Consider the following 24,739-nt stretch of genomic DNA (forward strand, 5'->3'; position numbering starts at 1 on the left):
ACAGAGCCTATGGGCAAAACCCCGCTATAACAAGCCACCTCTGGGCGTTCTACAAAAGTCGCTTCGACAGCAGGGAGATCCTGATCGATACTTATTGTTTCCTGATAGCCCAGTTTTTTGATCAAACGAGGTAGTGAGAAATGACCGATCTGCTGATACAACATACCGATGACAACGGCATCACCACGCTCACATTGAACCAGCCTGATAAGCGCAACAGCCTTTCCATGGACATGCTTAATGCTCTAGCCGAAGCTCTTGCGGAGATTGCGAACGATGAAGCTACGCGGGTAGTCGTTATTGCAGCCGCAGGAAAGGTTTTCTGTGCCGGGCACGATCTCAAGGAAATTCGCGACCAGCTGGATAGCCATGAGTTTCAGTTGGCGCTGTTTAAGCGTTGCAGTGAGGTGATGCAGCAGGTTGTGAATTTGCCAAAGCCGGTGATTGCTCGGGTGGCCGGTGTTGCAACTGCGGCAGGGTGTCAGTTGGTGGCAAGCTGTGATTTGGCTGTGGCCGCAGACTCGGCGCGCTTTGCCACGCCGGGTGTGAACATAGGATTATTCTGTTCAACACCCATGGTGGCGCTTTCTCGCAACGTTTCCCGTAAGCACGCCATGGAAATGCTGCTTACCGGTGAATTGATCAGCGCCGTTCGTGCGGAGCAGTTGGGGCTGGTAAACCGGATTGTGGATGAGTCGGCTCTGGATGAAACGGTATACGCCATGGCCCGCACCATTGCGCAAAAGTCCGGGCACACTCTAAAGATAGGTAAGGGGGCCTTTTACAAGCAGCTGGAAATGCCACTGGCTGATGCCTATGACTATACAGCGAAGGTTATGGCAGAAAATCTGTTGGCAGACGATGCACGGGAAGGTATTTGTGCGTTTCTGGATAAGCGCAAGCCTGAATGGACGGATCGTTAACGGGTTTTGCAATTCTGTTTTCCAAGCTTGAGCCGGTCCCCGGTGCCAATTCCGTTGGCTTCGAAAAATCCGATGTTCATCTCAACGGCGGACACAAACTCAACTTCAGCAGGGTAGCTGGGGCACCTTGCGCCGTTGGATGAATCGCAAGGTTCCATGTGCCGAATGTTGCCGATTACGCCGTTCTCATCCAGGTAGGCGATATCCAGGGGGATGAGGGTCTGGTACATCCAAAAACCGTGATCCGGGCCCTGCTGTTCTTGGTACTGAAACAGCATGCCCGAGCTGGCTGCCAGGGATTCTCTACCCATTAAGCCTTTTCGGCGCTCCTGGGGTGCCTGGGCAAGCTCCAGGCTTATGTTCACGGTGCTTGAGCCCGTTACAAAGCAGCCGGCAGCAACCGGCAGGTTGGCCGAAGGCTCTGCGGCACCAGAGCCGGAACAACCTGCCAACACGGTTGCAGCACAGAGCACAGCGCAGCGAATCTGCATCAGGAGCGCAACCGGTAACCGGTTTTGAAAATCCACCAAATGCCGGCCATGCAAGCCGTTAGGAAAAGCAGAGTCATACCTACGCTGATCCCTATGTGGACATCAGATACACCGTAAAACGCCCACCTAAACCCACTGATCAGGTACACCACTGGGTTGAACAGGCTGACGGTTTGCCAGATTTCCGGAAGCATATCGATGGAATAGAAGGTACCACCGAGAAAGGTCAACGGGGTTACTATCATCATGGGAACAATCTGCAGTTTTTCGAAGCCGTCGGCCCATATGCCGATGATGAAACCAAACAGGCTGAAGGTTACGGCGGTCAGTATGAGGAACGAAAGCATCCAGAAGGGGTGCAATACGCTGTAATCCACGAACAGCCGAGCCGTGGCCAGTATGATCAACCCCAGTATTACGGACTTGGTAGCTGCGGCGCCCACATAACCCAGTACCACTTCAACGTAAGACACTGGCGCAGACAGCACTTCGTAAATCGTGCCCGAGAACTTCGGCATGTAGATACCAAACGAGGCGTTGGAAATACTTTGCATCAGCAGGGAGAGCATGACCAGCCCGGGAATAATATATGCGGCGTATTCAATGCTGTCGATATTGCCCATGCGCGAACCAATGGCCGAGCCGAAAACCACAAAGTACAGACAAGTAGAGATGACCGGCGAGAGCACGCTTTGCATCAAGGTGCGTCTCATGCGCGACATTTCAAAATTGTAGATGGCTTTAACACCGTAAAAATTCATGCCTTTCTCCAGTTAGCCATTGGCTTGTTCATGCACCAGGCCGACAAAAATCTCTTCCAGGGAGCTTTCCCGGGTACGCAGGTCGCGGTAGTCAATTCCGATGTCGCCCAGGGTGCGGAGCAATCGGGCCACACCGGCCTGTTCCTGCTGGGAATCGAAGGTGTAGATCAGCTCATAGCCATCGTCTGAGAGCTCCACCGGTTCCAGTATTAATTCACCGGGAACTTTATCCAGCTTGCTTTGCAACTGCAGGCGCAGTTCCTTCTTGCCCAGCTTGCTCATTAGCAGGCTCTTGTCTTCCACCAGAATGATTTCGCCTTGGCGAATAACCCCAATGCGATCGGCCATTTCTTCGGCTTCTTCGATGTAGTGGGTCGTCAGGATAATGGTTACTTCGTCCTCGCGGAGTTTACGAACCATTTCCCACATATCGCGGCGCAGTTCTACGTCTACGCCTGCCGTGGGCTCATCAAGAAACAATATCCGCGGCTCGTGAGAGAGCGCTTTGGCAATCATCAAACGGCGCTTCATGCCACCAGAGAGAGTCATAATGCGGCTATTGCGCTTATCCCACAGTGATAAGTCCCTCAGCACTTTTTCGATGTGGGTAGGGTTGGGCGCTTTACCAAACAAACCCCGGCTGAATGACACCGCATTCCACACGGTTTCAAACGAGTCGGTACTCAGCTCTTGCGGTACCAAGCCAATGGTTTCGCGGGCTTTGCGGTAATCTTTAACAATGTCATACCCGCCGGCTTTTACCTCACCGGACGACATGTTGGTAATGCCGCAAATGATGCTGATCATCGTGGTTTTGCCCGCCCCGTTTGAGCCGAGCAGGGCAAAAATCTCGCCCCGGTTGATTTCCAGGTTGATGTTTTTCAGGGCCTGAAAACCGCCCTCATAAACCTTGTTGAGGTTCTTAACGGAAATATCCGGCTGCACGGGCGTATCCTGTTGCTGAAAATGAGTCAGTGATAAAGGCGCAGCATTTTCTCATGTCTGGCGCCGGTTTAGAAATCTTTGCCTTAATACAGATAGTGTCCATAATGCCGCTTTGGTATCTGCACGGGTTTCAACGGGCTGTCTGTATGTTACGAGCGATTGTGTTTATAGGTCTCATTTTGGGCCTTATTTCAGTGGTTGTGTTCAGCACTGGTTTGTTGAAAACCACTGATAATGCAGCCCCGGTTAGGGACCAACCTGTCTGTGATCTGTTGGCCGGCCCCTGTGAGTGGAAAACAGAAGCCGGGCTCTGGAAAGTGGGCCTGCAAGTGATGGTCGGCGAGGGGCAGGGTGCACAATACCAGTTAACCGTTCACGCACCCACGGTGCAGGAGCGGTTCCTGGCGGTGTTGCGCGGTGAATCCATGTATATGGGAGAGTACCCAGTACCACTGCGCCAAGGACAGAAAGGCCAATATTCAGCGCATTTTACGGCACCTTTGTGCACAACGGGTGCCGAGATGGTGTGGCGTGTTGATCTTCAGCAAGGGCAGAACGCCCTTTCAGAAGCGGTTCCACTAAAGCTGGTATTTCAGAGTGGGAATCACTGAGGCCACCATATGAGGTTTGTTTGACTAGACATCCCGGCTGACAAAACCTCAGGAAAGTGTAAAATTGTGCGAAAAATTGGGCTAACTTCAGAGAAAACGTGATGGAATACGGGGAAAGTGTACAAAAAGTACTGCTGCGGAAGATTCGCAAAGCAGAACAGGATCTGATGCAGTTGAAGATGGACTATTGTCGCTTTGTTTTCGGCCTGACTCACCGGGCCAGAGTGGTTTCAGAAGGTATTACTTACCTGGTTCTTTCGGTGGATGTGGAATCTATGGCATCAACCGAGGAGGGTGCGTATACCCGCCCGTCCGTTGCAGGCGTACCGGCTGACAAACCAGACCAGGCAGAGCCTATTCCGCTGGGAACAGACTGGGTGCTGGAGCAACATAACAAGCATTAGGAAATCAGATCAGTGCATTTGCAGTAATGGCTGCGTAAAGGCTGTTTTCAGGCTGTACGTACTGGTGGCTCTGCCAGTATTCCGCGCCATCAAGCCCGGCGCGGAAACAGGCCAGCAACACGCCGCAGGATGTTAGTGTTGCAATGGCCTGCACGGCCTCCGCCTGCCGAATTCCGGTTTTTTTGTTGGCAATTTGCGCCACCAAACCAGCAAGTGCATCACTGTGCCGCTCTGATTGGTTGCACAAGGCACAACCGGCGCCGTATAGCCAGGCTGCCGCGTATGCACGAACTGTCTCCGGCGCCTCGCCAAGTTGCAGCCCGCTTATCCGGCAATCCCGCTCCTGAAGCCCTGCAAGGATGTGCAGGTGGGTAAACAACTCTGTACGATCGGCTGAAGCGCGTCGTTTATGCTGTCGTAACACAGGTTTTTCCTTGTGTGCTAGCGGTGCCGGCTGGTGTCCTGGCCTGGCTACCAGCGGTTCGGAGCGCGCCAGCATAAGCATTCGCCATACCAGGGTTGCAAGCAAAATCAGTAGGCCGGCCTGAGTAAGCGCAACAAGTCCGTCGATCATGAGAGGTCTACCTTGAATCTTGCAGAACGTTTCGGGATTGTAACGGATTGTATTCTTCGGTTGCCGCTAACTCTTGGCCATAAACGCCTTTGAAACCGGCTCTGTTGTAAAAGTTGTGACCAAGTTCGCAGAGGTTAGTGAAGGAACCATGGACTCAGTATCCTCAAGGGCAGCCTGATGACCGTTATTCTGTTACTCCACACACTTTTGGTTCTTACCTTCACTATCCGGATCTTGCTCCGTGATGATCTTTCACCTCCCGGGCGACTTGCCTGGTTTATCGTTCTCAACCTCTTGCCTTATTTTGGCAGCGGCATTTATTTTCTGTTCGGCGAAACAGATATTGGTAACCGAGCGAGCAAGCGACACAAAGAGGTATTCCAGGAAATCTGGGCCAAAGCCTCTTGGTTTATGGGGGATGTGGCCAATACTGAAAAACTGATTGAGCCGGTTTACCGACCTGCGTTCCGCTACGCTGGATCAATTAACGGGTTCCACCCATCAACAGGTAACAGGGCAGAGTTGATGCGTGATGGGGATGAAACGCTTACCCGTATGGTTGCCGACATTGATTCAGCAGCAGACCACGTGCACGTGCTGTATTACATATGGCTTGATGACAACACCGGCCACGCCATCGCTGAGGCGTTGATACGCGCAGCTCACAGAGGGATTACCTGTCGCGCCATGGCGGATGGCTTGGGGTCCCGTGCGCTGATTAACTCCGGGCTTTGGCAGCGCATGAAAGAGGCGGGCGTTCATATGGCTGTTGCGCTGTCGCTGAAGCACCCCATCCATACCATTCTGACCAGCCGGATGGATCTGCGAAACCATCGTAAAATCACCGTGATAGACTCACGGATCACTTATTGTGGTAGCCGCAACTCCGCTGATCCGGAGTTTCTGGTTAAGGCCAAGTATGCCCCTGGGTGGATATCATGCTGCGGTTTACCGGGCCGGTGGTGGTCCAGAATCAACTGCTGTTTGCCAGCGATTGGATGCAGGCCACCAACGAATCCCTGGATGGCATCCCGTTATCCTCGGGGCGGGGTAAGGGAGGGTTCCCTGCGCAGGTTATGGGCGTTGGGCCAACCGAGCGTCACGGCGCCACGCCACACCTTTTTGCCAATCTCATTGCGTGCGCCCAAAGTGAGCTCACGCTTTCTACACCTTACTTTGTTCCCGACGCTACGGTTCTTGAGGCGTTGTGTGCCGCTGCCTACAGGGGCGTCAGAGTTGCGCTGATTTTCCCCAAAGTAAATGACAGCTGGATTGTGGCCGCCGCCAGTCGCAGCTATTATCACCGGCTGCTTGATGCTGGCTGTATTGTTCATGAGTTCAAAGGAGGGCTTCTACATGCAAAAACCCTCACCATCGACGGCAAGATTAGCCTGATCGGATCATCGAACCTCGATTTACGTAGTTTTGACCTGAACTACGAAAACAATATTCTGTTGCAGGATAAGGCCACAACACTGGCCATCGCGGAGCGTCAGCAGAGCTATATCACCCGCTCTGAAGTGGTTACCTTGCCCACGGTTCTCGCCTGGCATTACCACAGGCGGATATGGCACAACGTTATCGCCACCATTGGTCCTGTTTTATAAATTGATGGTGTGGGCGATTTACTGAGATCAAAAAATGCGAAAGGGACTAATCGGCCACAGCGTTCTGCTGGGCTTGTGCGTAATGGCAAGTGAAGGTTATGCCGGCCTTCCGGATACCCGCACCTCTGTTAACGACGTACCCGAGGGCACCGTTGGCCTTGGGGCAGCACTGCGCAGAGGAACCAGCCCCTACGTTGGCATGGACAACATTTCTGGTGTGTTGAACGATAATAAAACAGACTTGGTTCCACTGTACCTTTATGAAGGCAAGTGGCTGTTTGCCCATGGAACATCAGCGGGCGCGCATCTTTTAAAGCATGAATGGTTAACGATCGATCTATTGGCCAAATATCGATTTAACCGCCTTCAATCAGATGCCACTCCCTATTTTAATGGCTTACGCGATCGGAACCAGACCGTAGATGTAGCTTTTCAGCCAAGGTGCTCGGGGGCTGGGGGTCACTTTCCACAACGTGGGCCAATGACGTTCTAGGGGTTCATAACGGCTATGAGTGGGACTTTACCTACTCTTATTCCTGGGAGCCTGGCCGTTGGTCTTTGTCGCCGTTTGTCAGTTACGTGTACCAGGACAGTGATCTGACAAACTACTATTACGGAGTTAATGCCGCAGAGGCCCTTGCTGACAGGCCCTTTTACCAACCCGACGCAGCCGGCTTTTGGCGTGCCGGAATTAACACGTCCTATTGGGCAACCTCCCGCTTGCTGCTGTTCTCAAACGTTGCTTCCCAGCATGTAGATAGCGAGATTTTCAACAGCCCGTTGGTCGATGAGTCGCAACTGACTTCGGCTACATTCGGTTTTGCTTATCTGTTTGGTAACGCCCGTGATGACTCAACCAAGCGGCCAGGCTCGGGGCGTTCAGGAGAGTGGTCATGGCGGCTGAATTCTGGTTATCAGGCCGAGGGGCCATTTACCCGAACGCTCACAGGCACTCTGAAACGCAGCGAAGATGTTCACGCTTACATGGCCGGTTTGACTCTGGGAAAGCTGATTTCTGATGGCAAGTACATTGATTACTGGGGAAGGCTTTCGTTGAATCGCAGATTAGAGAATGGTAACCAGAGTGACTTCGGTGAATACAACGCCTACGTGATGGCCATGACCACGGCCACTCGCCCTGGACATCGAAGGAGTGGCTTCGTTTTGGTATTGGCTTCGGGTTTTCTTATGCCTCTGAAGTGCCTTACGTAGAGCAGGTTAAACAAGCTGAACGAGAGCGCAATACTTCGCGTTTTCTCAATTATCTTGAAGGGCAAGTTGATGTGCCGCTCCGGCTGATGTTTGATAATAGAGCTGTGAGGAACTGTTATGTGGGCATTTCCCTCCTTCACCGTTCGGGGATTTTTGCAAAATCCGACATTCTGGGTAGCGTTTCTGGCGGTTCTGATATGGTGACCGGCCACATAGAGTGTAAACGGTAAACAGGCGAAACCTGCCGATCTCTGGAAGGATATTTCAGCAGGTCGGCATGGTTTGCAGGGCGAGCTTGCGGCGAATATACCGCCCAAGCGTATCAACGCCAATGTTGAGCAAGGCAGTTACCAGTATCAGCACCATGGCACGATCAAATCGAATATTCTGTATGGCACTGTCTACATAAAAGCCCAGAGTGTATATTCCCAGAATCCCCAGAATGGCCGTTTCCCGCATGATAATTTCCCAGCGATAGAACAAAAACGCCAGGAAGGAGCGATACACACGGGGAACCAGCTCCCAGCTGTATCGGTTAAACCCGGTTGCTGCGTCGGCGCGAAGTTTTGTTGAGCTGGTTTGCCTACCTATCAGGTGCCCGATAATGCCACCGTTGTGCAACGCCAACGCGACAATTGCGGGCAACATGGAAGGTCCCCAAAGCTGCAATAGAATATAGGCCAGAATGTACTCCGGCGTAGAGCGCGCAATCACCAGTACACGTGGCCGGCATTGCGCCTTATTGGCCCGCCAAAATGGTTGGAAATCAGGGGGAATGCCAACAGTGATATAATTCCTGTCGCCACAAGCGCAATCTGGGTGAGCACAATGGTGTTCCAGATGCCTGGCATGGCCTCATTAACCATCAAATCACTTAGCCAAGGCGTCAGCCCCGCCAGGCCTTCTCCATTGCGCAGTGGAGCCGGGACTATGTCTTCGGTGAAAAAGCGCTGCACGTTGCCCCAAACAATAGGTAAGCCTTCGCCAAGAAAGAAGGGGGCCGCAAGAATGTAGACCGGTAAAAGCTTCGGCCGCACCCACAGAGGCATGGTGGCGATCAATACGTAGAACAGAATCAACATGGCGCCGGCATCGGAATACAAGCCCTGAGAGAACGACGCTTCCAGATAAAAGCCAAGTGTTGGCAAGCCGACGAAACCAAGAATTGCACTGGAGCGCAAACCACACTCCAGCCGATACGCGGTATAGGTGCGCATTTTCACCCAGCAGTCGGGAATGCGGGTGTAGAGAAACGCGGTGATGTTGCTGGTGCCAGGTGGTAGAGCGCGCCCGGGATCGGGGTCGGCTTCTTCCAGGATTTCGGAATACACCTTGGCGAAAATCCCCGCATAGGGGATAGCGATCGCCAGCACACCAGTGAGCGGGTGAAACCCGAAAAACTGCAGAAAGATAAGTGCCCAGAACAGCTCATGGATAGCGCGGACAAATGCACAGAACATCCGCACCGGCAAAGATCGGTAAACCAGGGCCAGCAGGAACCCGGCAGCACCGCCAAGAGCAACCCCAACGAACGCAAAGGCGACCGTTCTTAAAAGCGCGGTCATCAATCCTTCGCTGCTAAAAAAGTTAGGCGTTACCATTCCCAGGAAGAAGTTACCAAGATCCCGCCAGGGGTTGGATGCGGTGATGGCAATATCCGCAAACAGAAGCCCGACCAAGGCGATGGCAAGGAAAATGAGACTGGTACGAACCGTTGGGGAAGAGAACATGGAACGGGCCGTGTTACCTAGTAAAGAGACATAATGTCTGAAGATGTAAGGTCTGCGCTTGGTTGATCCAGCGCCACCTGACCATCGTGAATACCCACGATTCTGGTGCAATAATTCAGCGCCAAATCCACATCGTGCAGTGCAATAATACTGGTTGAGAAGCGCTCCCGCAGAAGCGTCATGACCGAGTTTGCCATTGGGCCATCGAGCGCAGAAACCGGCTCATCTGCCAGCAGCACCGCTGCATTTCGATACAGTGCCCGAGCAATAGCCACACGCTGGCGCTGCCCCCCGGAAAGAGAGGCTGCGGGTGTCCAGAGTTTTTCTGTCATACCAAGGGACTGCAACAGTGTGTTCACCTCGGCACGGTCTTTCGCGAACGGCCGGGCCAGCGTCACCGTGTTGTACCAGGTGGCGTGCTTATCCAGCTGCCCCATAAATACGTTGTGGAACACTGACAGGGCATTCACCAAACCCAGGTCTTGCGGGATAAGTGACGAATCCCGGTTAACTCGTTCGTGAATCAGGCGAATGAGCGTGGATTTACCCGCGCCACTTTTACCCACAAGCCCAATTTTATCGCCCGGATTAACCTTCAGCGACATCGGGCCTATGACCCGCTTGCCGCTGAATGAGGCCTTAAGGCCAGAAAGATCGTAACCTGACATCAATCTAGGATTCCGATCTCTTCAGCTGTTTTACGAATGGGTTCATAGTCGCCGTTGGAGGCAGGAATAAAGCCTGAGCGCGGGAAGCTTTCCAGAAGCTCGGGATCGTCCAGGTTCAACAGAGCTTCGGTAACGCGTTGCTTAAAGCCTTCACCAAAACGCTCGTTCACATCACCACGAATGGTCCACTGGTAATCCGGGTAGGCCGGTGTTTTCCAAATGACTTGAACGGCATCGGTATCAATATTGCCGTCGCCCAGCTCTTTCTGCCAAACCTGGAAGTTAAGCGCGCCAACATCGTAGGTGCCGGACTCTACCAACCGAAGTGTGCGTGTGTGGTTGCCACTGAAACCAACCCGTGAGAAAAAATCTTCGGGCTTTGAATCAAAGGTGTCACGCACATAAAACTCGGGCATGAGGCGGCCAGAAGTGGAGCCTTTGGATCCGAAGGTGAAGGTTTTTCCTTGCAGCTCGTCTTTCAGCTCGGAAAGTTCGTCGGCGGGCTTAATACCTGTGTTGGTATTAGCAATAAAGTAGGTTTCGAACGCTTCGTCTTCAACGCCTTGAGCGATGGCTTCAGAGTCTGGGACCAGCCTGCGGGCCTGTACACCAGAAAGACCGCCAAACCATGCCAACTGAACCTGGTTGTTGCGGAATGCTGAAACCGCAGCGGCGTAGGACTTCACCGGGATATAGCGTACATCAACATCGAGTTGCTCAGAGAGGTAATCCGCTACACCGCGAAAACGTTCTACCAATTTGGTTTCGTCTTCATCTGGGATTGCCGTGAACACGAACGTCTCCGCAGACGCGGCCGCAGCGGTGACACACAAAAAGCTGGAAAGCATCAACTTCCGTATAAGATTCAAAGCCATTTGAAATCCTTGATCGGTTTTATGGTTGATAAAGCAAAGGTGCAGGATACTCTGATTCCCCTTAACCCTGAACAGCTATACGGATTACGGGTTTAAATAGGTCAAGTATCCGGGCACTATTCTATTAAACTGCCATGCAAGTCTATCAAAATTCTATCCAGACCCTGAAAGGGGTAGGTTATACCAAAGAGGCTTATGGATATCATCATGATCACGCCGGCGGCGCCAGGTTCGAAGGCTGGTAACCGGGCAACCGCAGAACGTTGGCAAGCGTTGCTGGAACAGGCAGGGCATAAGATATCCATTGTCACAGCGTATCACGGTGAGCCTTGTGACCTATTTCTTGCGCTGCATGCCTGGCGCAGCCATGAGGCAGTGCGGCTCTTTCGGGAGACATGGCCAGGCAAACCTTTGGTTGTGGCTTTAACCGGAACGGATATTTACCTGCACCAACCCCAATACCCTGAGCAAACTCATTATTCCATGCAGGCGGCCGATGCGCTGATCGGTTTGCATGCGCAGGTGGGTGACGATATTCCGGGGGCTTTCAGGGACAAATTGGTTACGCTTTTTCAGTCTGCTGATAGACCTACAGGCCAGTCGGGAAAAGTGTTCTCTGAATCGCCTTATTTTGATATTTGCGTTATTGGGCATCTTCGAGCCGAAAAAGACTCTCTTCGGGCGGCCAAAGCGGCCCGGCGACTACCCGCTGACTCCCGCATTCGGGTCTCATGCGCGGGCAAGGCTCACAATGAACACTGGGAAAGCCTCGCAAATCAGGAATTGAAGGAAAACCCGCGCTTTAGGTGGCTTGGCGAGTTAGAGAAAACCGATGTCGCCAAGCTGATGGCAGAAAGCCGGTTGCTGGTGATGAGTTCTGTGATGGAGGGTGGGGCTAACGTGGTGTCGGAAGCCTGTCGCGCGGGCTTACCTGTTATTGCCTCGGATATTTCCGGCAATACTGGGCTGCTTGGTGAGGATTACCGCGGTTACTACCCTGTAGGCGATACTCAAGCGCTAGCGAAAGTACTCGAACGTGCAGAGAATGATTCGCGGTTTCTGGAGCAGTTGCGGGAGCATGTTGGACAACTCGCCAGCCGGTTTACGCCGGAGAAAGAGCTGGAATCCCTGGAACAGCGCTTGCACTCGCAGTGCAGCGCCGCTCCAGGAAAAACACTTAAGCTCACTCTGTTAACGTGATTGGCTCAATGGGCCCGCTTTCATCCTGGGGCATTACCCGGCCGATGATTGCGGTGTGCGGATAACCAAGCGCTTTGAGCGCTCGCACACACTCTTCTGCTTTATCTGCCGCAACGCTTGCCAGCAAGCCACCGGCGGTTTGTGGATCAAAAATCAGGGGGTAGCGCGGGTGATTTACCCACTTTTCCTGATCCCTAATACCACGCCGCAGGCGTATATTGGCCGGTTGCAACGAGCTGAGAATGCCCGCTGCTGCGGTTTCTTCCGCGCCAGGCAGGATAGGAATCGCAGAGAGATCCAGCTCGGCATCCACGCCAGACGGCCGGGTCATCTCAACCAAGTGGCCTAACAGGCCGAAACCCGTCACGTCCGTACAGGCTTTGGAGCCGAAGCTTCGCAGGCAGTCTGCTGCAGCTTTATTTGACTGCACCATGGAGGCCAGGGCGACATCAATCCAACGGCCTTTGGCGGCCAGGAGCGCGTGGGCCGCAAACAGCGTTCCGGTACCTATGGGCTTAGTAATGATGAGTACATCGCCGGCGCGCAAGCCGCCTTTGCTCATCACCTCGTCCGGATTAATCAGGCCATTTACTGCAAAGCCCAGTGCAAGCTCACGGCCTTCACCGGTATGCCCGCCAACCAGTGCGCAGCCGGCTTCATTCAGAACATCCACAGCACCAGACATCATCTGGAAGACCACATCTTCCACTTTGGATTCGATACCGTAAGGCACTGTAGCTACCGCAGTAGCGCTCTGAGCTTCAGCACCCATGGCAAAAACGTCACCCAAGGCGTGGTTGGCAGCGACGCGACCAAACGTATAGGGGTCGTCAATAAACGCCCGGAAGAAGTCGACGGTATGCACGACAGCCATTCCCGGTGGAACTCGCAGAACGGCTGCATCATCTGGCGCGTGCAGGCCTATCAGAATATCGTCCCGTTCTATGGGGCGGAGTTCACCCAGTGCCCGTGAAAGCACTGTGCTACCCACTTTGGCGCCGCACCCGCCGCAGCGCATGGCGACAGCAGAAATAGCCTGCGATGCTTCCTCTGGGTTCTGCGCTGCTGCGGTATCGGGCAGGGCAGAGGCTTCTTCCATGGGGGCAGGTCGGTGAATTTATCCATAAACCGGCGGTCTATCCAGTCTTTCCAGCGCCACACCAAGGCACCATCAAACTGCATATCGCCGCGAGAAGCGACCGCGTATTTGTCCCCGGTACTGATCAGCGCTAACCATTTTTTCTGGGGGTGAAAATCTTTGGGTGTTTTGCCTAACGCCATGCGTTTGAGGTTGTCCGCCAAAGGCGGGCCTTGGCGTACCGCAAATACACCGGCTTTTTCCCGGGGGTGGTTAATGACATTGGCTATATCGCCTGCGGCAAAAATGCTGTCGTCGTTTTCAACCTGCAGGGTGTCTCGCACCCGCAGGAACAGGCCATCGTCCAGCGCCAGGCCGGTTTCTTCCAGCCAAGCTGGCCCGCCGGCTCTGGTTACCCAAAGAACTTCGTCTGCTTGCAGGGTTTCGCCGGAGGCCGTGCGCAAAAGCTTGTCACCGACTTTTTCTACCGGAGAGCCCAAGTGGAGCTTTACTCCACGCTCAGAGAGTGTTTTCCGAAATATCTCCCGCACTTTCGTATTGTGAGTGGGAAGGATTTCGTTGGCGGCATCAAATAAATGAAAGTGCAATTGGTCGGAATCCCGACCGCGCTGTTCCAGTTCATTTTTGAGCCGGTACTGCATGGCAAGTGTAAGCTCCACGCCACCCGCACCTGCACCCACAACGCCTATCGTGAGCGGGCCTTCGTGACTTTCAATACGCGAGAGCAGAGCAAGCCATCGGTTGTTGAAACCGGTGATTGGTTTTACCGGTACGGCAAACTCCGAAGCGCCTTCAACGTCATTCACTCTGGGGGATGAGCCGATATTGATCGACAGTATGTCGTAAGGCACATCCGGCCGACCTTTGCAGATCACACGCTTGCTGTTGCGATCAATGCCTGCGGCTTCTGCACGATAAAAACGTGCGCCGGCATATTCCGCCAGGCGGCTCAGGTCAATGTGTACCTCGTCGTAGCTGTAATGTCCTGCCACGTAGCCTGGCAGCATTCCGGAGTAGGGGGTATGTGTATCGCGACAGATGAGGGTCAAGCGCACGCCGGGAACAGGTTTCATTGCAAACCGTTTGAGTACCCCGACGTGGCTGTGCCCGCCGCCAATCAAAACAATGTCTCGTAAAACAGGCTGGTCAGGCGTTCGCATCAGTTAACTTTCTTGGCTTCGGCTGTTAGTTGGTCAAATCCTTTGATGTTCGAGAAGGCGCTCAGTTTTTCCTGATCGGCTGCCGAAGGATCAGCAATCTGATCGATGGACGTAATACCAGCCTCTTGCATCTTTTTGGCCGTAGCAGGCCCAATACCTTTTACCAAGGTAAGGTTGCTTCTATCGGCTGGTTTCTTGGCCGCAGGCGTTTTCTTTGCGGCAGGCTTTTTGGCCGGCGCTTTTTTAGGTGCTACTTTTTTTGCAGCGGTTTTTTCTGCGGGCTTCTTCGCCGGCTTGTTTGCAGCGGGCGCTTTCTTAAGTTCTTTTTTGCTTTCTTTTTCAGCTTTGCGGATGTCTTCTTTAGAGGCGACACCCAAGCGTTCTAGTACGCTGGATTGCAGTTCATGGAACTCATCCATGCGACGCTCAAATTCATCGCTAAAACGTTTCATTTCGCGCTCGCGAAGCTCATCAATTTCTTTCATAAGCTTACGAACCGGATCCTGAACCTGGTGTTGCAATGTGTCGAACTGCTTCATTGCATCGCCGATCAGGTTTTCGATTTGGGATGACGTTTTCTCAAATTCCTTGTTGACCTTTTTTACGATCTTATCAACGCTCGATTTTGCTTTCTTCCCCATGGGGGTGTCTCCTTTCTGGCAGATAGAACGAATAATAGTGATCAGGCCATCTGCCGGAAACCCGGCAAGGAACCTGAGGAACGACGGGATTTTAGCGACTGCTTTTTGGATAGCACTTCTCTGATACGGCGTAGCTTTTCTTCTAGAGCTGCATCACCACCGGGGTTAAAGTCCGAAAAATCAATAGAGTAGAAGAAATTGCTGCAGTGCTTTCTGCGCTCAGTAACCAAGCCTGAAAGGTTCTCCGCGCGGATTTTATCGAACGGCATATCCATGATCAGATCCAATACGACTGTGTCGCCGGGGTTGAACATTTTGTCTGTTTTCATAACGCAACCGTAGGAGTCCAGCTCAAAAAGCTCGGCTTCAACCCGTTCCTTACGGAACAGGCCTCGTCGAACGCTGAAATGGGCTACAAGATCGGGTAACGCTTCCTTCATGGATACAAAATCTCTGCAAAGGCTGGCTTGTTATTGATTAAACAATAGTCGCTGACTAAAAGTTTCGCAACGCCATCAGTGCGCTACGATAGCTCTTTGAGGTCGTTCTTCAATGTCTATTTGGTGATAATTTGGTACATATCAACTCGACGGTCTTTAAGGTTGGTTACCGACCCTTCGTTGCGGACCAATGTGAGCTTTTCCAAATCCATGTCCGAGAACATGATCATCTCGGTATTAGGCGTGGTCTCTGCCAGTACAGCATCGTGAGGAAACGAAAAGTCCGAGGGCGAGAAGGCCGACGACTGAGCGTATTGCACATCTAGGTTTTCTACCTTTGGCAGGTTGCCAACACTGCCAGTGATGACCACGTAGCATTCGTTTTCAATGGCCCGGGCCTGGGCACAGTGGCGTACCCGCAAATAGCTGTTTTTGGTGTCTGTCCAAAATGGCACGCAGATAATATCCACGTCTTTACTGGCTGCAATTCGCCCAAGCTCTGGGAATTCGATGTCGTAGCAGATCATAATCGCAACACGCCCTGCATCTGTATCGAAAACTTCAAACTGATTACCACCTTCTACAACCCAGTCACGGCGCTCGTGGGGCGTAATGTGGATCTTGCGCTGCTCGTCTACCCGTCCATCGCGGTGGCACAGATAGGAGACATTGTAGACGCGGTCGTTTTCAAGCAGGGGCATAGAGCCGGTGATGATGTTGATGTTATAGCTTACCGCCATATCAGACATGCGATCCCGGAACTGCTGAGTGAAACCGGCAAGGAAGCGGATAGCACGGGTTTGGTCTACCTGATCGGTCAGCCCCATCAATGGCGCGTTGAAAAACTCCGGGAACAACGCAAAGTCGCTCTTGTAGTCAGAGAGCGCGTCTACAAAGTACTCAACCTGTTCCAGCACCTCTTCAACCGATCCAAATTCACGCATCTGCCATTGAACGGCGCCCATGCGAACCTGGGTTTTCTTTTCGTTCAACACCGAGGAGGGCGGGGTATAGAGAATGTTCCGCCATTCCAGCAAGGTTGCGTACCCAAGAGATTTTTCATCCTCCGGCAGGTATTTGTGCATCAACCGGGTGACCTGGAAGTCGTTGGAAAGCTGAAAGCTCAGAATCGGATCGTAGATATCTCTACGGTCAACGCGATCAATGTATTCGGCGGGCGAGTGCTGATCTGAGTATTTGTAGTAGCCAGGTATGCGCCCACCAGCAAGGATGGCTCGCAGGTTTATCGAGCGGCAGAGCTCCTTGCGGGCCTCATACAGGCGACGCCCAAGCCGGTACCCGCGGTATTCCGGATGAATGAATACATCCAGCCCATACAGGGAATCGCCTGTAGGGTTATGCCAGATCTGTTCGTTGCGCAGAATCAGGTCATCGTATGTGTGCGGGTTACTAAAACGCTCATATTTAACAGATACCGTCAGGGCAACGGCCACCAACTGGCCCTTATCCTCAATGCAAATCTGTCCATCCGGGAACTGTTCAACCAGTGCCTTAATGGTGTCTCTGGGCCATGCACCGCCTATGTCGTCGTACACACGATCCATAAGTACCTGCAGCTGATCGTAATCATCAAGCGTTAGGTTGCGGAGGTTGAGGTGCAGTTCTTCATGGGCCATTCAGCAGGCTCCTGTATGGCGGTGAGATGGATTAATCACGCAAGTTTATCAGAAGGCATTAAAGAGTTCGCACACGCAGCCGAAAACTAATCAACACCTAAATTTGGAGTACGTCGTGCATCTTAAATTCGGTCAAAAGTTATTGGTCGCCTTCGGTATTCTACTCATCCTAATGATGGCTGCCCTGACAGTTTCCAGTAACCTTCGTTTAAAAAACACCACTGAAACCTACGTGGATGAGTTGATCGAAAGCACAGCAGCCCAGAATACGTCCAGTATTGCAGAATGGCTCAATACGCGGCTTGTAATGACCGAAGCCACCGCCAAGGCGTTAGAAACGGTTGCCGACGACCAGCAGGCACGCTCCCTGCTTATGGCGATTTCCACAGGTGGTAACTTCAAGGATGTGTATGTGGGCCGTAACGATGGCTACATGTTGATGAAAACGCAGGCAGATAGCGATTCGCTACCGGCGGACTACGACCCCCGCACCCGCCCTTGGTACCAAAAAGCAATGGACATGGGCCGTTCGTCTTTTACCCAGCCCTACCTGGATGCCAGTACTGGCGAGTTCGTTATTTCCAGCTTGGCACCTGTAACACGCGGGCCATATCAAGGTGTTGCTGGCGCTGACATTACCCTGACAGCCATCGATGACATGTTGTCTGTGATTGATCTGGCCGGTACGGGTTATGCCACCTTGATCAGCGATGAAGGCACCTTGCTTTATCATCCCGACCAAAAACTTATTGGTAAGAACATTAGGGCATTAATTGGTGAGGCTCCAAATCTCACGGGCAAAGAACACACTTATGTGAAGGATGGCATCCCCTGGAATGCGAGCTTCCACCCGATTAGCCAGGCCCGCGGTGTGGACTGGTACCTGGGTACTTTTGTTAACGAGGATAAAATTAACGCCCCGCTACGCAGTGCCTTAACGACCGGCATATTTATCGCCGTGATTGGGCTGCTGATTTCGCTGGTTGTGCTGCATTTGGGTATTCGTACGCTGATGACCCCGGTTCGCCAGTTGAACGCGGCCATGGCAGATATTGGCTCAAACGATGCAGACCTGACCCAGCGCCTGGACGACAGCGCCCGTGATGAATTTGGCCAGCTGGCTGCAAGCTTTAACCAGTTTGTGGAGAAAATCCACGAAGTAGTCCGTGAAGTGCAGCAAGGCAGTACCGAACTGGCCACCAATGTAACTGCCCTGCGAAACACCGCAAAAACGACCCGCACAAGTGTTCATAGCCAGCAAACAGAGGTGGATATGGTTGCGGCGGCTATCAATGAAATGTCCGCCGCTGCCAATGAAATTGCGCAGAACGCCCAACAAACAGCGGATGCGGCGAACACCGCCGATGATGACAGCCGGGCGTCTCTGGAAACGGTATCCGCATCGCGAGATGCTGTACAGAAACTGTCTCGCGAAGTCAGCGCAGCTGCCGAAGTTATTGATGCTTTGGGCCGCGACGTTACGTCTATCACATCGGTGCTGGAGGTTATTCAGGGCATTGCTCAACAGACCAACCTGCTGGCCTTGAACGCAGCTATTGAAGCTGCAAGAGCCGGGGATGCCGGTCGTGGTTTTGCGGTGGTTGCCGATGAGGTGAGAAATCTTGCTCAGCGCACCCAAACCAGCACTGAAGAAATCAACAGCATGATTGAGCGGCTGCAAAAAGGTGCCAGTGATGCGGTAGACGTTATGAAGGCTTCAACGGCCGTGTCTAACGTCAGCATGGAAAAGGCACAGGATGCTATGGATTCCCTGAACCGAATCGCCGACTCCATTACTGCCATCAGCCAGATGACCTCGCAGATTGCGACGGCTTCTGAAGAACAGACGTCGGTTACCGAAGAGTTGAACGCATCAATTACCCGTATCGCCGACCAAGGCCAGGAAGCTGCAGCGGCAGCGAGCGAGAACGATGTATATAGCGGCCATATTGAGCAGATAGGCCAAGCTCTTGATGGCAACGTTTCCCGCTTCCGGGTCTGACTTGGGGTCAGCGGCGAAGCATCTCGATGCGCCAGCGAAGGTTATTTAGTGTCTGGCGCCCAACATTGCTCGACTCTTCACTCAAAAACGGGTTGTCGAGAACAATGATGGTGCGCCTACCGAGATCGAGGTTTTTGACCGCAGCACCGTAATACCGGTCAAGGAACACACTGAAGCTGCCATCCCGAATGGCACGCTCCATTCCCAGCTGTAAACGGTGAGCGGTTACCTGGTCGTCTGGGCCCACAAACAGATACGATGGCATGGGATAGGCCAACACAAGGCCGGGCTCTATGATCAGCTCGGGGTCATTTTCGAGTTGAAGATCGTTGGCAACCTCGCTGACCCCCCTGGCAAAGCAATCAAAGCGCTTTTTCCTCAGCATTCCAAATAAAATTTCGTAGCGGGAGTGGGTGATCACCGAAATTTCGTTCTTTTTTAGAACAGGGGTGTCGGGCCAGTGATCCCCTTGGCCAATGCGCACACCGCTTTCACGAAGATCCGCGAGGGAGTGTATACCCTGAAACAACGGAAGACTTTCAGGCATGATCACGCACACGCGAAAGCCAAGCAGCCCGCCGTCCACTGGAATCGGTACAGGGGTTAGAACGCTCTCGCGCTCTGCCGATGTCGCCACATTGGCGATGTCTACCAGGCGGTGATCGCCCCGCTCCAGTTCGCGCAATGCCCGCCCCTGGCTCAGCTCACGGCTACGGAGAATGCGAAATTCCCCATACTCGGGCGTTTTTCTCAGTGCCAAATTTACTAAAGCGTAAATTGCGGGGCTGTCGTAATTCCGATACCACAGAATATAGTCGTGTGCAGAAGCGCTTACAGGATTGGCAAAGGCTGCGGATGTTGCGGGCGCCAAGGGCGTCTCAACAATACCTTTGACCCGACTCGCGTGGGTGAAGCCGCTCCATAAGAAGACACAAAGGAACGCCAGAGAGAGCCCGGTGACCGCAAACGGTTTTAAGCCCACATGGCTGCGGGCTAAAGAGCTGAGGGCATATCGCACTATCCGAATCCTTTTGAATATTTTACTGAATCCGTTCCAGCAGCCAACAAGCCGGCTGCGCTGTCACAATCAACATATTTCCGATCCTGACACTTTAGATCAGAAAGCGACGGCGGAGCGGTGAATCCTTTCAAAATATTGTAAAAGAGTGTTGCGATGTGTGTCGGGCGTTGTAATCATCTGACGCAACCAAAATATCAGGAGCGGAATGATGGCCTTAATAGACAGTATTATCGGGGCAACCGGGCAATGGATTTCCACTACAAATCCCAAGGCAACCCTGGCGCAACCGGTGGAGTGGCTAAAGAAAACCGGAGGCTATGCAGCCGTTAACCGCCTCATAGGGCTGTCGATCCCGTTCGCGCCCCGCAATCGGTTCAGCGTGGAAGAAGTCCGCCCCGGCTACGTGCGTGCGCGCATTCAACTTAAAGGCAACAAAAACCACTTTGGCAGCCTGTATGCCGGTGCCTACTTTCTTGTGGCAGAAATTCCTGGTGGGGTGTTGACGCTGTTTGATCTTGGCCCGGCCTACACGCCGATCCTGAAAGAAATGACCCTGCAGTTCCTGCTGCCAGCAAATTCGGATGTCACTGTGGAGTTCTCTTTGTCTCCCGAAGAGGTAGCCGGGATTCTTGCGGATGCCGATGCCACAGGTCGGGCGAAGTTCACTCTGGAAGGAGAGCTGCGCGACATGGAGGGCAATCACGTTGCTACATCCATCGCGCAGTACCGGGTTCGCAAGAAGGGCTTTCAGCCGCTGTATAAAGAACAGATTGGGGCGTTGCCTCAGGCCTGATCTAACTGCGCAATGGCGGCGAGGAAAATTTCGCCGTATTTCTCTAGCTTGGCTGCGCCCACGCCGCTTACGCCGGCAAGATCATCAAGCGTTTGTGGTTTGCGCTCAAGCATGTCGAACAGGGTGGTGTCGTGAAAAATAACGTAGGGTGGCACCCCCTGTTTATCCGCAAGCTCCTTGCGGCAGGCCCGCAATGCTTCCCAGCCGACGTGATCGGTAACCTGATCTTTCACCGCGCTGCCGGTTCTTCCACCTGAGGCGCGGCCAACCGATTTTTTAACCTCCGGGTCTTTGCGCAGCTCAACCTTATGTTCGCCTTTTAGCAGTGGCCTGCATTGCTCGGTAAGTTGTAAAGCGCCATAGCCTTCGGGATCAGCCCGCAGGTAGCCGTTAGCCACCAATTGACGGAATACTGACTTCCATTCGTTAACAGACAACTCGGTTCCGATGCCGTAGGTTGATACCTGGTGATGCCCGGATTGCTTCACCCGTTCGTTTTCCGAGCCGCGCAACACATCAATCAGGTAGGTAACGCCAAAGCGCTGGCCAGTGCGGAACACACAAGACAGAGCTTTTTGTACGGCTACAGTGCCGTCCCAGGTTTCCGGTGGGTTCAGGCAGGTGTCGCAGTTACCGCAGGGGGTCTCCAATTCATCACCAAAATAATTCAGCAAGACTTGCCGGCGGCATTTGGTGACCTCACAAAGGCCCAGCATGGCATCCAGCTTTTGCCGCTCTATACGCTTAAAGTGATCATTACCCTGGGATGCTTCCAACATCTGCCGCAGCTTGATGACATCTTGTAGGCCGTAGACCATCCACGCAGTAGATGGGTTTCCGTCACGACCCGCACGGCCGGTTTCCTGATAATAGGCTTCCAGGCTTTTAGGTAAATCAAGATGCGCCACAAAGCGCACATCGGGTTTATCAATGCCCATGCCGAACGCTATGGTAGCAACGATAATCACGCCGTCTTCCCGCAGAAAACGTTCTTGGTGATGGGCCCTGTCGTTCGCAGGAAGCCCGGCATGGTAGGGCAGAGCGGTATAGCCTTTTTGCGCCAGCATCTTTGCGGTGGCATCAACTTTGTTACGGGATAAGCAGTAAACAATCCCGCAATGCTCTTCATGTTCTGCTTTTATAAACTCAAGCAGCTGCTTGTTTGCATTAGTTTTTGGCGCAATACGATACTGAATGTTTGGGCGATCAAAGCCACTAATAAAGTGCCGTGCTTCTGTAAGAGAGAGCCTTTCTGCAATTTCTTTGCGAGTGCGTTCGTCGGCTGTCGCCGTTAACGCAACCCGGGGAATTGACGGGAATTCGTTGGCCAGTACCGCAAGCTGCAAGTAATCGGAGCGGAAATCATGCCCCCACTGGGACACGCAGTGAGCTTCGTCGATGGCAAACAACGAGATAGACGCATCGTGTAGCAACTCAAGAGTACGGGGTTGTATCAGCCGCTCTGGTGCGCAATACAGAAGATCCAACTCGCCAGTGCTCAGCGCATATTCCGTAGCGCGAGCTTGCTCAAAATCCATGGTGGAATTCAAAAATGCCGCCCGCACACCCAGTTCGCGAAGGGCCGCAACCTGGTCTTGCATCAAGGCGATCAGTGGCGAGATAACAATGGCGGTACCTGAGCGAACAAGGGCAGGTACCTGATAACAAAGCGATTTACCACCGCCGGTGGGCATCAACACCAGCGCATCACCGCCAGACGCCACTTCGTGGATAATCTCCCCCTGCAGCGGCCGGAAGGATTCATACCCGAAAACCTCGTGCAAAACCTGCTCGGGGCTTCTGCCTGAGGTAGTGGGTCGCTCGGCAGAAAGCTGTTCAAAGTCCTGATCGGGATACATAGAATAACCGGTTAATCGCGAAGCTGAGGTGAAATCTGGAAGCGGATCATACCAGATTCAGCGCAAGGAATGGCCGGTTCGAGTAGCTTTTGGGAGGCAAAGACAAGGAAGAAACGATACAATACCGCGGTTTTAAACTACCGCTTCGCGGCTTACCACAACGGTTACAGACAAGAACAGGGCATTCATGCAGGAATTTGACGCCATCCGTCCCTATTCGGACGAAGAAACCGGCCCGGCAATTCAACGGTTGGTCAACGACCAGGAATTTTTGGATATGGTCGGGCGCTTCAAGTCGCCGTTACTGGCTCGCTGGGCCCCGGCACCTTTGCGGTTTTTTACGCGGCGCTGGCTGGCTAGCCGCTTTGGCCACTTCATACAGGTAGACGACCTGCAGGCCGGGCTTTCGGGCTACATTGGTGAATTGATTGAAAGCACCACCACCCGCGTAACAACCAGCGGCATAGAGAACCTCAGCAAGCAGGGCGCCTATCTGCTTATATCCAATCACCGGGATATCGTGTTCGATCCTATGGTGATCAACTATTTGCTATTTCGTAACGGCCTGCGCACAACACGCATCGCCATTGGCGACAACCTCTTGGCCAACCGTGTATTTGCTGAAATGATGCGGCTAAACAAGAGTTTTATCGTTCGCCGAGATATGACCAGCCCCCGTGAAATGCGCGACGCCTACATTACGCTTTCTGGTTTCATCAACCACAGCATCGCAAGCAATGAGAATATCTGGATTGCCCAACGGGAAGGGCGCGCCAAGGATGGCCGGGATTTCACCGATCCTGCGATCATCAAAATGTTCTACATGAGCTGCAAAAAAAGCGGTTTGAGCTTTGCGGAGGCCATGAACAAACTCCGCATCGTTCCTGTGTCCATATCCTATGAATACGATCCATGCGATGTCGACAAAGCCCGCGAGCTTGAAACCAAGGCCCGTGCCGGCAGCTATAAGAAGACGGAAGGGGAAGATACAGAGCAGATCATGAAAGGCCTCACTGAGTTTAAGGGCCATGTGCACGTTCACTTTGGATCCCCAATCGTTGATGCACCCGAGAACGCCAAAGAGCTTGCCGGGTTAATTAACAGGGAAATACACGCGAACTATCACCTGCACGCGTCTAACCTTGTGGCCTACGAAAAACGAGGGCTTCACTCCCCGGAGGCGAAGGATCTCAAAGATGTGCGCGAAACTGTCGTAACTGCGGGGGACGAGTCAGCAGAAGACATGGAGGCCGCCCGCCACGAAATGGACAAGAGGTTGGAGGCTTGTGATCCCGCTATTCGCCCCTACCTACTAGACATGTATGCCAACCCGGTGCAGACCGCGCTGGATGCAAATGCCAGTCAAAACAGCCTGGATTAACCCGGACAATATTCCTTTTCAAAACGAGGTACTGTGTGCAGGATCTTCAATATATTGAGATAGAAACCCAGCCCAATCCAACCGCCGCCGTTATCTGGTTGCACGGGCTTGGTGCCAGTGGTCACGATTTTGAACCTGTAGTACCAGAGCTAGGTTTGCCCGACGACGCTGCCGTGCGATTTATATTCCCGCACGCACCCAATTTGCCGGTAACCATCAACGGCGGCATGAGTATGCCCGCCTGGTATGACATAAAGGCCATGGACATTGACCGAGTTGTGGACACCGACCAGTTGATGGATTCCTCCCGGGCCGTGGGCAAACTGGTTGATCGGGAAATTGAGCGCGGCATTCCTGCCGAGAACATTGTTATTGCCGGGTTCTCACAGGGTGGGGCGGTTGCCTACGAACTAGGCCTTACATACCCCAAGCGGTTGGCAGGTATTCTGGCGCTCTCTACCTACTTCGCCACGGCGAAAACCGTGCAGCCTTCAGAAGCAAACGCAAGTATTCCGATCAACGTGTATCACGGAACGGCCGACCCGATGGTTCCCGAAGCGCTTGGTGAGCGCAGCGTGGAGGCGCTCAAAGAAATGGGCTACGAGCCAGCCTATATGACCTTCCCAATGGAGCACAGCGTGTGCCTTGAGGAGGTTCTGGAGATAGGGCGTTTTATCCGTAAACACGCACTGTAAAACCCCATGA

Annotated in this window: 25 protein-coding genes and 1 pseudogene; 12 read left to right on the forward strand and 14 right to left on the reverse strand. The window is 53.0% G+C overall.

Going from position 1 to position 24,739, the window contains the following annotated elements:
* Positions 1-140: 140 nt before the first annotated feature.
* Positions 141-923, forward strand: a complete 783-nt coding sequence (locus BCA33_RS00730) for an enoyl-CoA hydratase (protein ID WP_071262906.1) — start codon at positions 141-143, stop codon at positions 921-923.
* Here BCA33_RS00730 and BCA33_RS00735 read toward each other — a convergent pair.
* From BCA33_RS00735 to BCA33_RS00745, 3 genes are read right to left on the reverse strand one after another with little or no spacing between them, the layout of a single operon-like run.
* Positions 920-1,414: a DUF192 domain-containing protein gene (locus BCA33_RS00735; RefSeq protein ID WP_071262907.1), complete on the reverse strand. Its 495-nt coding sequence runs from the start codon at positions 1,412-1,414 to the stop codon at positions 920-922. The genes BCA33_RS00730 and BCA33_RS00735 overlap by 4 nt on opposite strands.
* On the reverse strand, positions 1,414-2,175 hold the full coding sequence (locus BCA33_RS00740; protein ID WP_071262908.1) for an ABC transporter permease: 762 nt from the start codon (positions 2,173-2,175) through the stop codon (positions 1,414-1,416). Before BCA33_RS00740 ends, BCA33_RS00735 begins: the two co-directional genes overlap by 1 nt.
* A gap of 12 nt (positions 2,176-2,187) precedes the next feature.
* Positions 2,188-3,120 (reverse strand): ABC transporter ATP-binding protein, encoded by a 933-nt coding sequence (locus tag BCA33_RS00745; protein WP_071262909.1) that lies wholly within the window; start codon positions 3,118-3,120, stop codon positions 2,188-2,190.
* Between the two features lie 146 nt (positions 3,121-3,266).
* Between BCA33_RS00745 and BCA33_RS00750 the strand changes: the two genes are divergently transcribed.
* Together BCA33_RS00750 and BCA33_RS00755 are read left to right on the forward strand one after the other, a co-directional pair.
* Complete coding sequence (locus BCA33_RS00750; RefSeq protein WP_071263237.1) at positions 3,267-3,731, forward strand: hypothetical protein; 465 nt, start codon at positions 3,267-3,269, stop codon at positions 3,729-3,731.
* Positions 3,732-3,832: 101 nt separating this feature from the next.
* The gene (locus tag BCA33_RS00755; RefSeq protein WP_071262910.1) at positions 3,833-4,135 is read left to right on the forward strand and encodes a hypothetical protein; all 303 of its coding nucleotides are present in this window, start codon (positions 3,833-3,835) and stop codon (positions 4,133-4,135) included.
* 4 nt (positions 4,136-4,139) lie between these two features.
* On the opposite strand, the gene BCA33_RS00760 is transcribed toward BCA33_RS00755, so the two are convergent.
* Positions 4,140-4,709: a hypothetical protein gene (locus BCA33_RS00760; RefSeq protein WP_071262911.1), complete on the reverse strand. Its 570-nt coding sequence runs from the start codon at positions 4,707-4,709 to the stop codon at positions 4,140-4,142.
* Between the two features lie 177 nt (positions 4,710-4,886).
* On the opposite strand from BCA33_RS00760, the gene BCA33_RS00765 reads away from it, so the two are divergent.
* Genes BCA33_RS00765 through BCA33_RS00775 form a run of 4 tightly spaced genes read left to right on the forward strand, consistent with a single transcriptional unit; the run spans position 4,887 to position 7,528 of the window.
* The gene (locus tag BCA33_RS00765) at positions 4,887-5,954 is read left to right on the forward strand and encodes a phospholipase D-like domain-containing protein (protein WP_217632592.1); all 1,068 of its coding nucleotides are present in this window, start codon (positions 4,887-4,889) and stop codon (positions 5,952-5,954) included.
* The gene (locus BCA33_RS20605) at positions 5,843-6,316 is read left to right on the forward strand and encodes a phospholipase D-like domain-containing protein (RefSeq protein ID WP_254774119.1); all 474 of its coding nucleotides are present in this window, start codon (positions 5,843-5,845) and stop codon (positions 6,314-6,316) included. The genes BCA33_RS00765 and BCA33_RS20605 overlap by 112 nt, the downstream gene beginning before the upstream one ends.
* Before the next feature lie 34 nt (positions 6,317-6,350).
* Positions 6,351-6,809: a MipA/OmpV family protein gene (locus BCA33_RS00770; RefSeq protein ID WP_071262912.1), complete on the forward strand. Its 459-nt coding sequence runs from the start codon at positions 6,351-6,353 to the stop codon at positions 6,807-6,809.
* Positions 6,758-7,528, forward strand: a complete 771-nt coding sequence (locus BCA33_RS00775; protein ID WP_083394590.1) for a MipA/OmpV family protein — start codon at positions 6,758-6,760, stop codon at positions 7,526-7,528. The genes BCA33_RS00770 and BCA33_RS00775 overlap by 52 nt, the downstream gene beginning before the upstream one ends.
* Positions 7,529-7,792: 264 nt before the next feature.
* Here the strand turns inward: BCA33_RS00775 and BCA33_RS00780 are convergent.
* The 3 genes and pseudogenes from BCA33_RS00780 to BCA33_RS00790 all read right to left on the reverse strand — a co-directional run bounded on the left by BCA33_RS00780 (position 7,793) and on the right by BCA33_RS00790 (position 10,801).
* Positions 7,793-9,258 (reverse strand): annotated as a pseudogene (locus BCA33_RS00780) (PhnE/PtxC family ABC transporter permease).
* A 17-nt stretch (positions 9,259-9,275) separates the two neighbouring features.
* A complete protein-coding gene (locus BCA33_RS00785) occupies positions 9,276-9,926 on the reverse strand; it encodes a phosphonate ABC transporter ATP-binding protein (protein WP_071262914.1) in 651 nt (216 codons plus the stop codon).
* Complete coding sequence (locus BCA33_RS00790; RefSeq protein WP_217632593.1) at positions 9,926-10,801, reverse strand: putative selenate ABC transporter substrate-binding protein; 876 nt, start codon at positions 10,799-10,801, stop codon at positions 9,926-9,928. The genes BCA33_RS00785 and BCA33_RS00790 overlap by 1 nt, the downstream gene beginning before the upstream one ends.
* 207 nt (positions 10,802-11,008) lie before the next feature.
* Between BCA33_RS00790 and senB the strand changes: the two genes are divergently transcribed.
* Positions 11,009-12,001, forward strand: coding sequence for a selenoneine biosynthesis selenosugar synthase SenB (gene senB / locus BCA33_RS00795; RefSeq protein WP_254774064.1), 993 nt, complete (start codon positions 11,009-11,011; stop codon positions 11,999-12,001).
* Here the strand turns inward: senB and selD are convergent.
* The 5 genes from selD to BCA33_RS00815 all read right to left on the reverse strand — a co-directional run bounded on the left by selD (position 11,985) and on the right by BCA33_RS00815 (position 16,978).
* Positions 11,985-12,992: a selenide, water dikinase SelD gene (gene selD, locus BCA33_RS21010; protein WP_254774065.1), complete on the reverse strand. Its 1,008-nt coding sequence runs from the start codon at positions 12,990-12,992 to the stop codon at positions 11,985-11,987. The genes senB and selD overlap by 17 nt on opposite strands.
* Positions 12,944-14,260 (reverse strand): FAD-dependent oxidoreductase, encoded by a 1,317-nt coding sequence (locus BCA33_RS21015; RefSeq protein WP_254774066.1) that lies wholly within the window; start codon positions 14,258-14,260, stop codon positions 12,944-12,946. The genes selD and BCA33_RS21015 overlap by 49 nt, the downstream gene beginning before the upstream one ends.
* Positions 14,260-14,901 (reverse strand): helix-hairpin-helix domain-containing protein, encoded by a 642-nt coding sequence (locus BCA33_RS00805; RefSeq protein ID WP_071262916.1) that lies wholly within the window; start codon positions 14,899-14,901, stop codon positions 14,260-14,262. The genes BCA33_RS21015 and BCA33_RS00805 overlap by 1 nt, the downstream gene beginning before the upstream one ends.
* 41 nt (positions 14,902-14,942) lie before the next feature.
* Complete coding sequence (locus tag BCA33_RS00810) at positions 14,943-15,341, reverse strand: hypothetical protein (RefSeq protein WP_071262917.1); 399 nt, start codon at positions 15,339-15,341, stop codon at positions 14,943-14,945.
* Between the two features lie 116 nt (positions 15,342-15,457).
* Positions 15,458-16,978, reverse strand: coding sequence for a bifunctional GNAT family N-acetyltransferase/carbon-nitrogen hydrolase family protein (locus tag BCA33_RS00815; protein ID WP_071262918.1), 1,521 nt, complete (start codon positions 16,976-16,978; stop codon positions 15,458-15,460).
* Between the two features lie 115 nt (positions 16,979-17,093).
* On the opposite strand from BCA33_RS00815, the gene BCA33_RS00820 reads away from it, so the two are divergent.
* On the forward strand, positions 17,094-18,980 hold the full coding sequence (locus BCA33_RS00820) for a methyl-accepting chemotaxis protein (protein WP_071262919.1): 1,887 nt from the start codon (positions 17,094-17,096) through the stop codon (positions 18,978-18,980).
* A 7-nt stretch (positions 18,981-18,987) separates the two neighbouring features.
* Here BCA33_RS00820 and BCA33_RS00825 read toward each other — a convergent pair whose 3' ends face one another.
* Complete coding sequence (locus tag BCA33_RS00825) at positions 18,988-19,998, reverse strand: hypothetical protein (protein ID WP_368087200.1); 1,011 nt, start codon at positions 19,996-19,998, stop codon at positions 18,988-18,990.
* 211 nt (positions 19,999-20,209) lie between these two features.
* Between BCA33_RS00825 and BCA33_RS00830 the strand changes: the two genes are divergently transcribed.
* A complete protein-coding gene (locus tag BCA33_RS00830) occupies positions 20,210-20,794 on the forward strand; it encodes a DUF4442 domain-containing protein (protein ID WP_071262920.1) in 585 nt (194 codons plus the stop codon).
* Here the strand turns inward: BCA33_RS00830 and recQ are convergent.
* Entirely contained in the window at positions 20,785-22,653 is a 1,869-nt protein-coding gene (gene recQ, locus BCA33_RS00835) for a DNA helicase RecQ (protein WP_071262922.1), read from the reverse strand. The genes BCA33_RS00830 and recQ overlap by 10 nt on opposite strands.
* A gap of 187 nt (positions 22,654-22,840) precedes the next feature.
* Here recQ and BCA33_RS00840 point away from each other — a divergent pair, with 187 nt between their 5' ends.
* Positions 22,841-24,034 carry a 1-acyl-sn-glycerol-3-phosphate acyltransferase gene (locus BCA33_RS00840; RefSeq protein WP_071262924.1) on the forward strand — a complete coding sequence of 398 codons (1,194 nt, stop codon included), beginning with the start codon at positions 22,841-22,843 and terminating at the stop codon, positions 24,032-24,034.
* Positions 24,035-24,069: 35 nt separating this feature from the next.
* The gene (locus tag BCA33_RS00845; RefSeq protein WP_071262925.1) at positions 24,070-24,729 is read left to right on the forward strand and encodes an alpha/beta hydrolase; all 660 of its coding nucleotides are present in this window, start codon (positions 24,070-24,072) and stop codon (positions 24,727-24,729) included.
* Positions 24,730-24,739 lie beyond the last annotated feature (10 nt).

Source organism: Marinobacter sp. AC-23, from assembly GCF_001858325.1.
In the GTDB taxonomy this organism is placed as follows: domain Bacteria; phylum Pseudomonadota; class Gammaproteobacteria; order Pseudomonadales; family Oleiphilaceae; genus Marinobacter.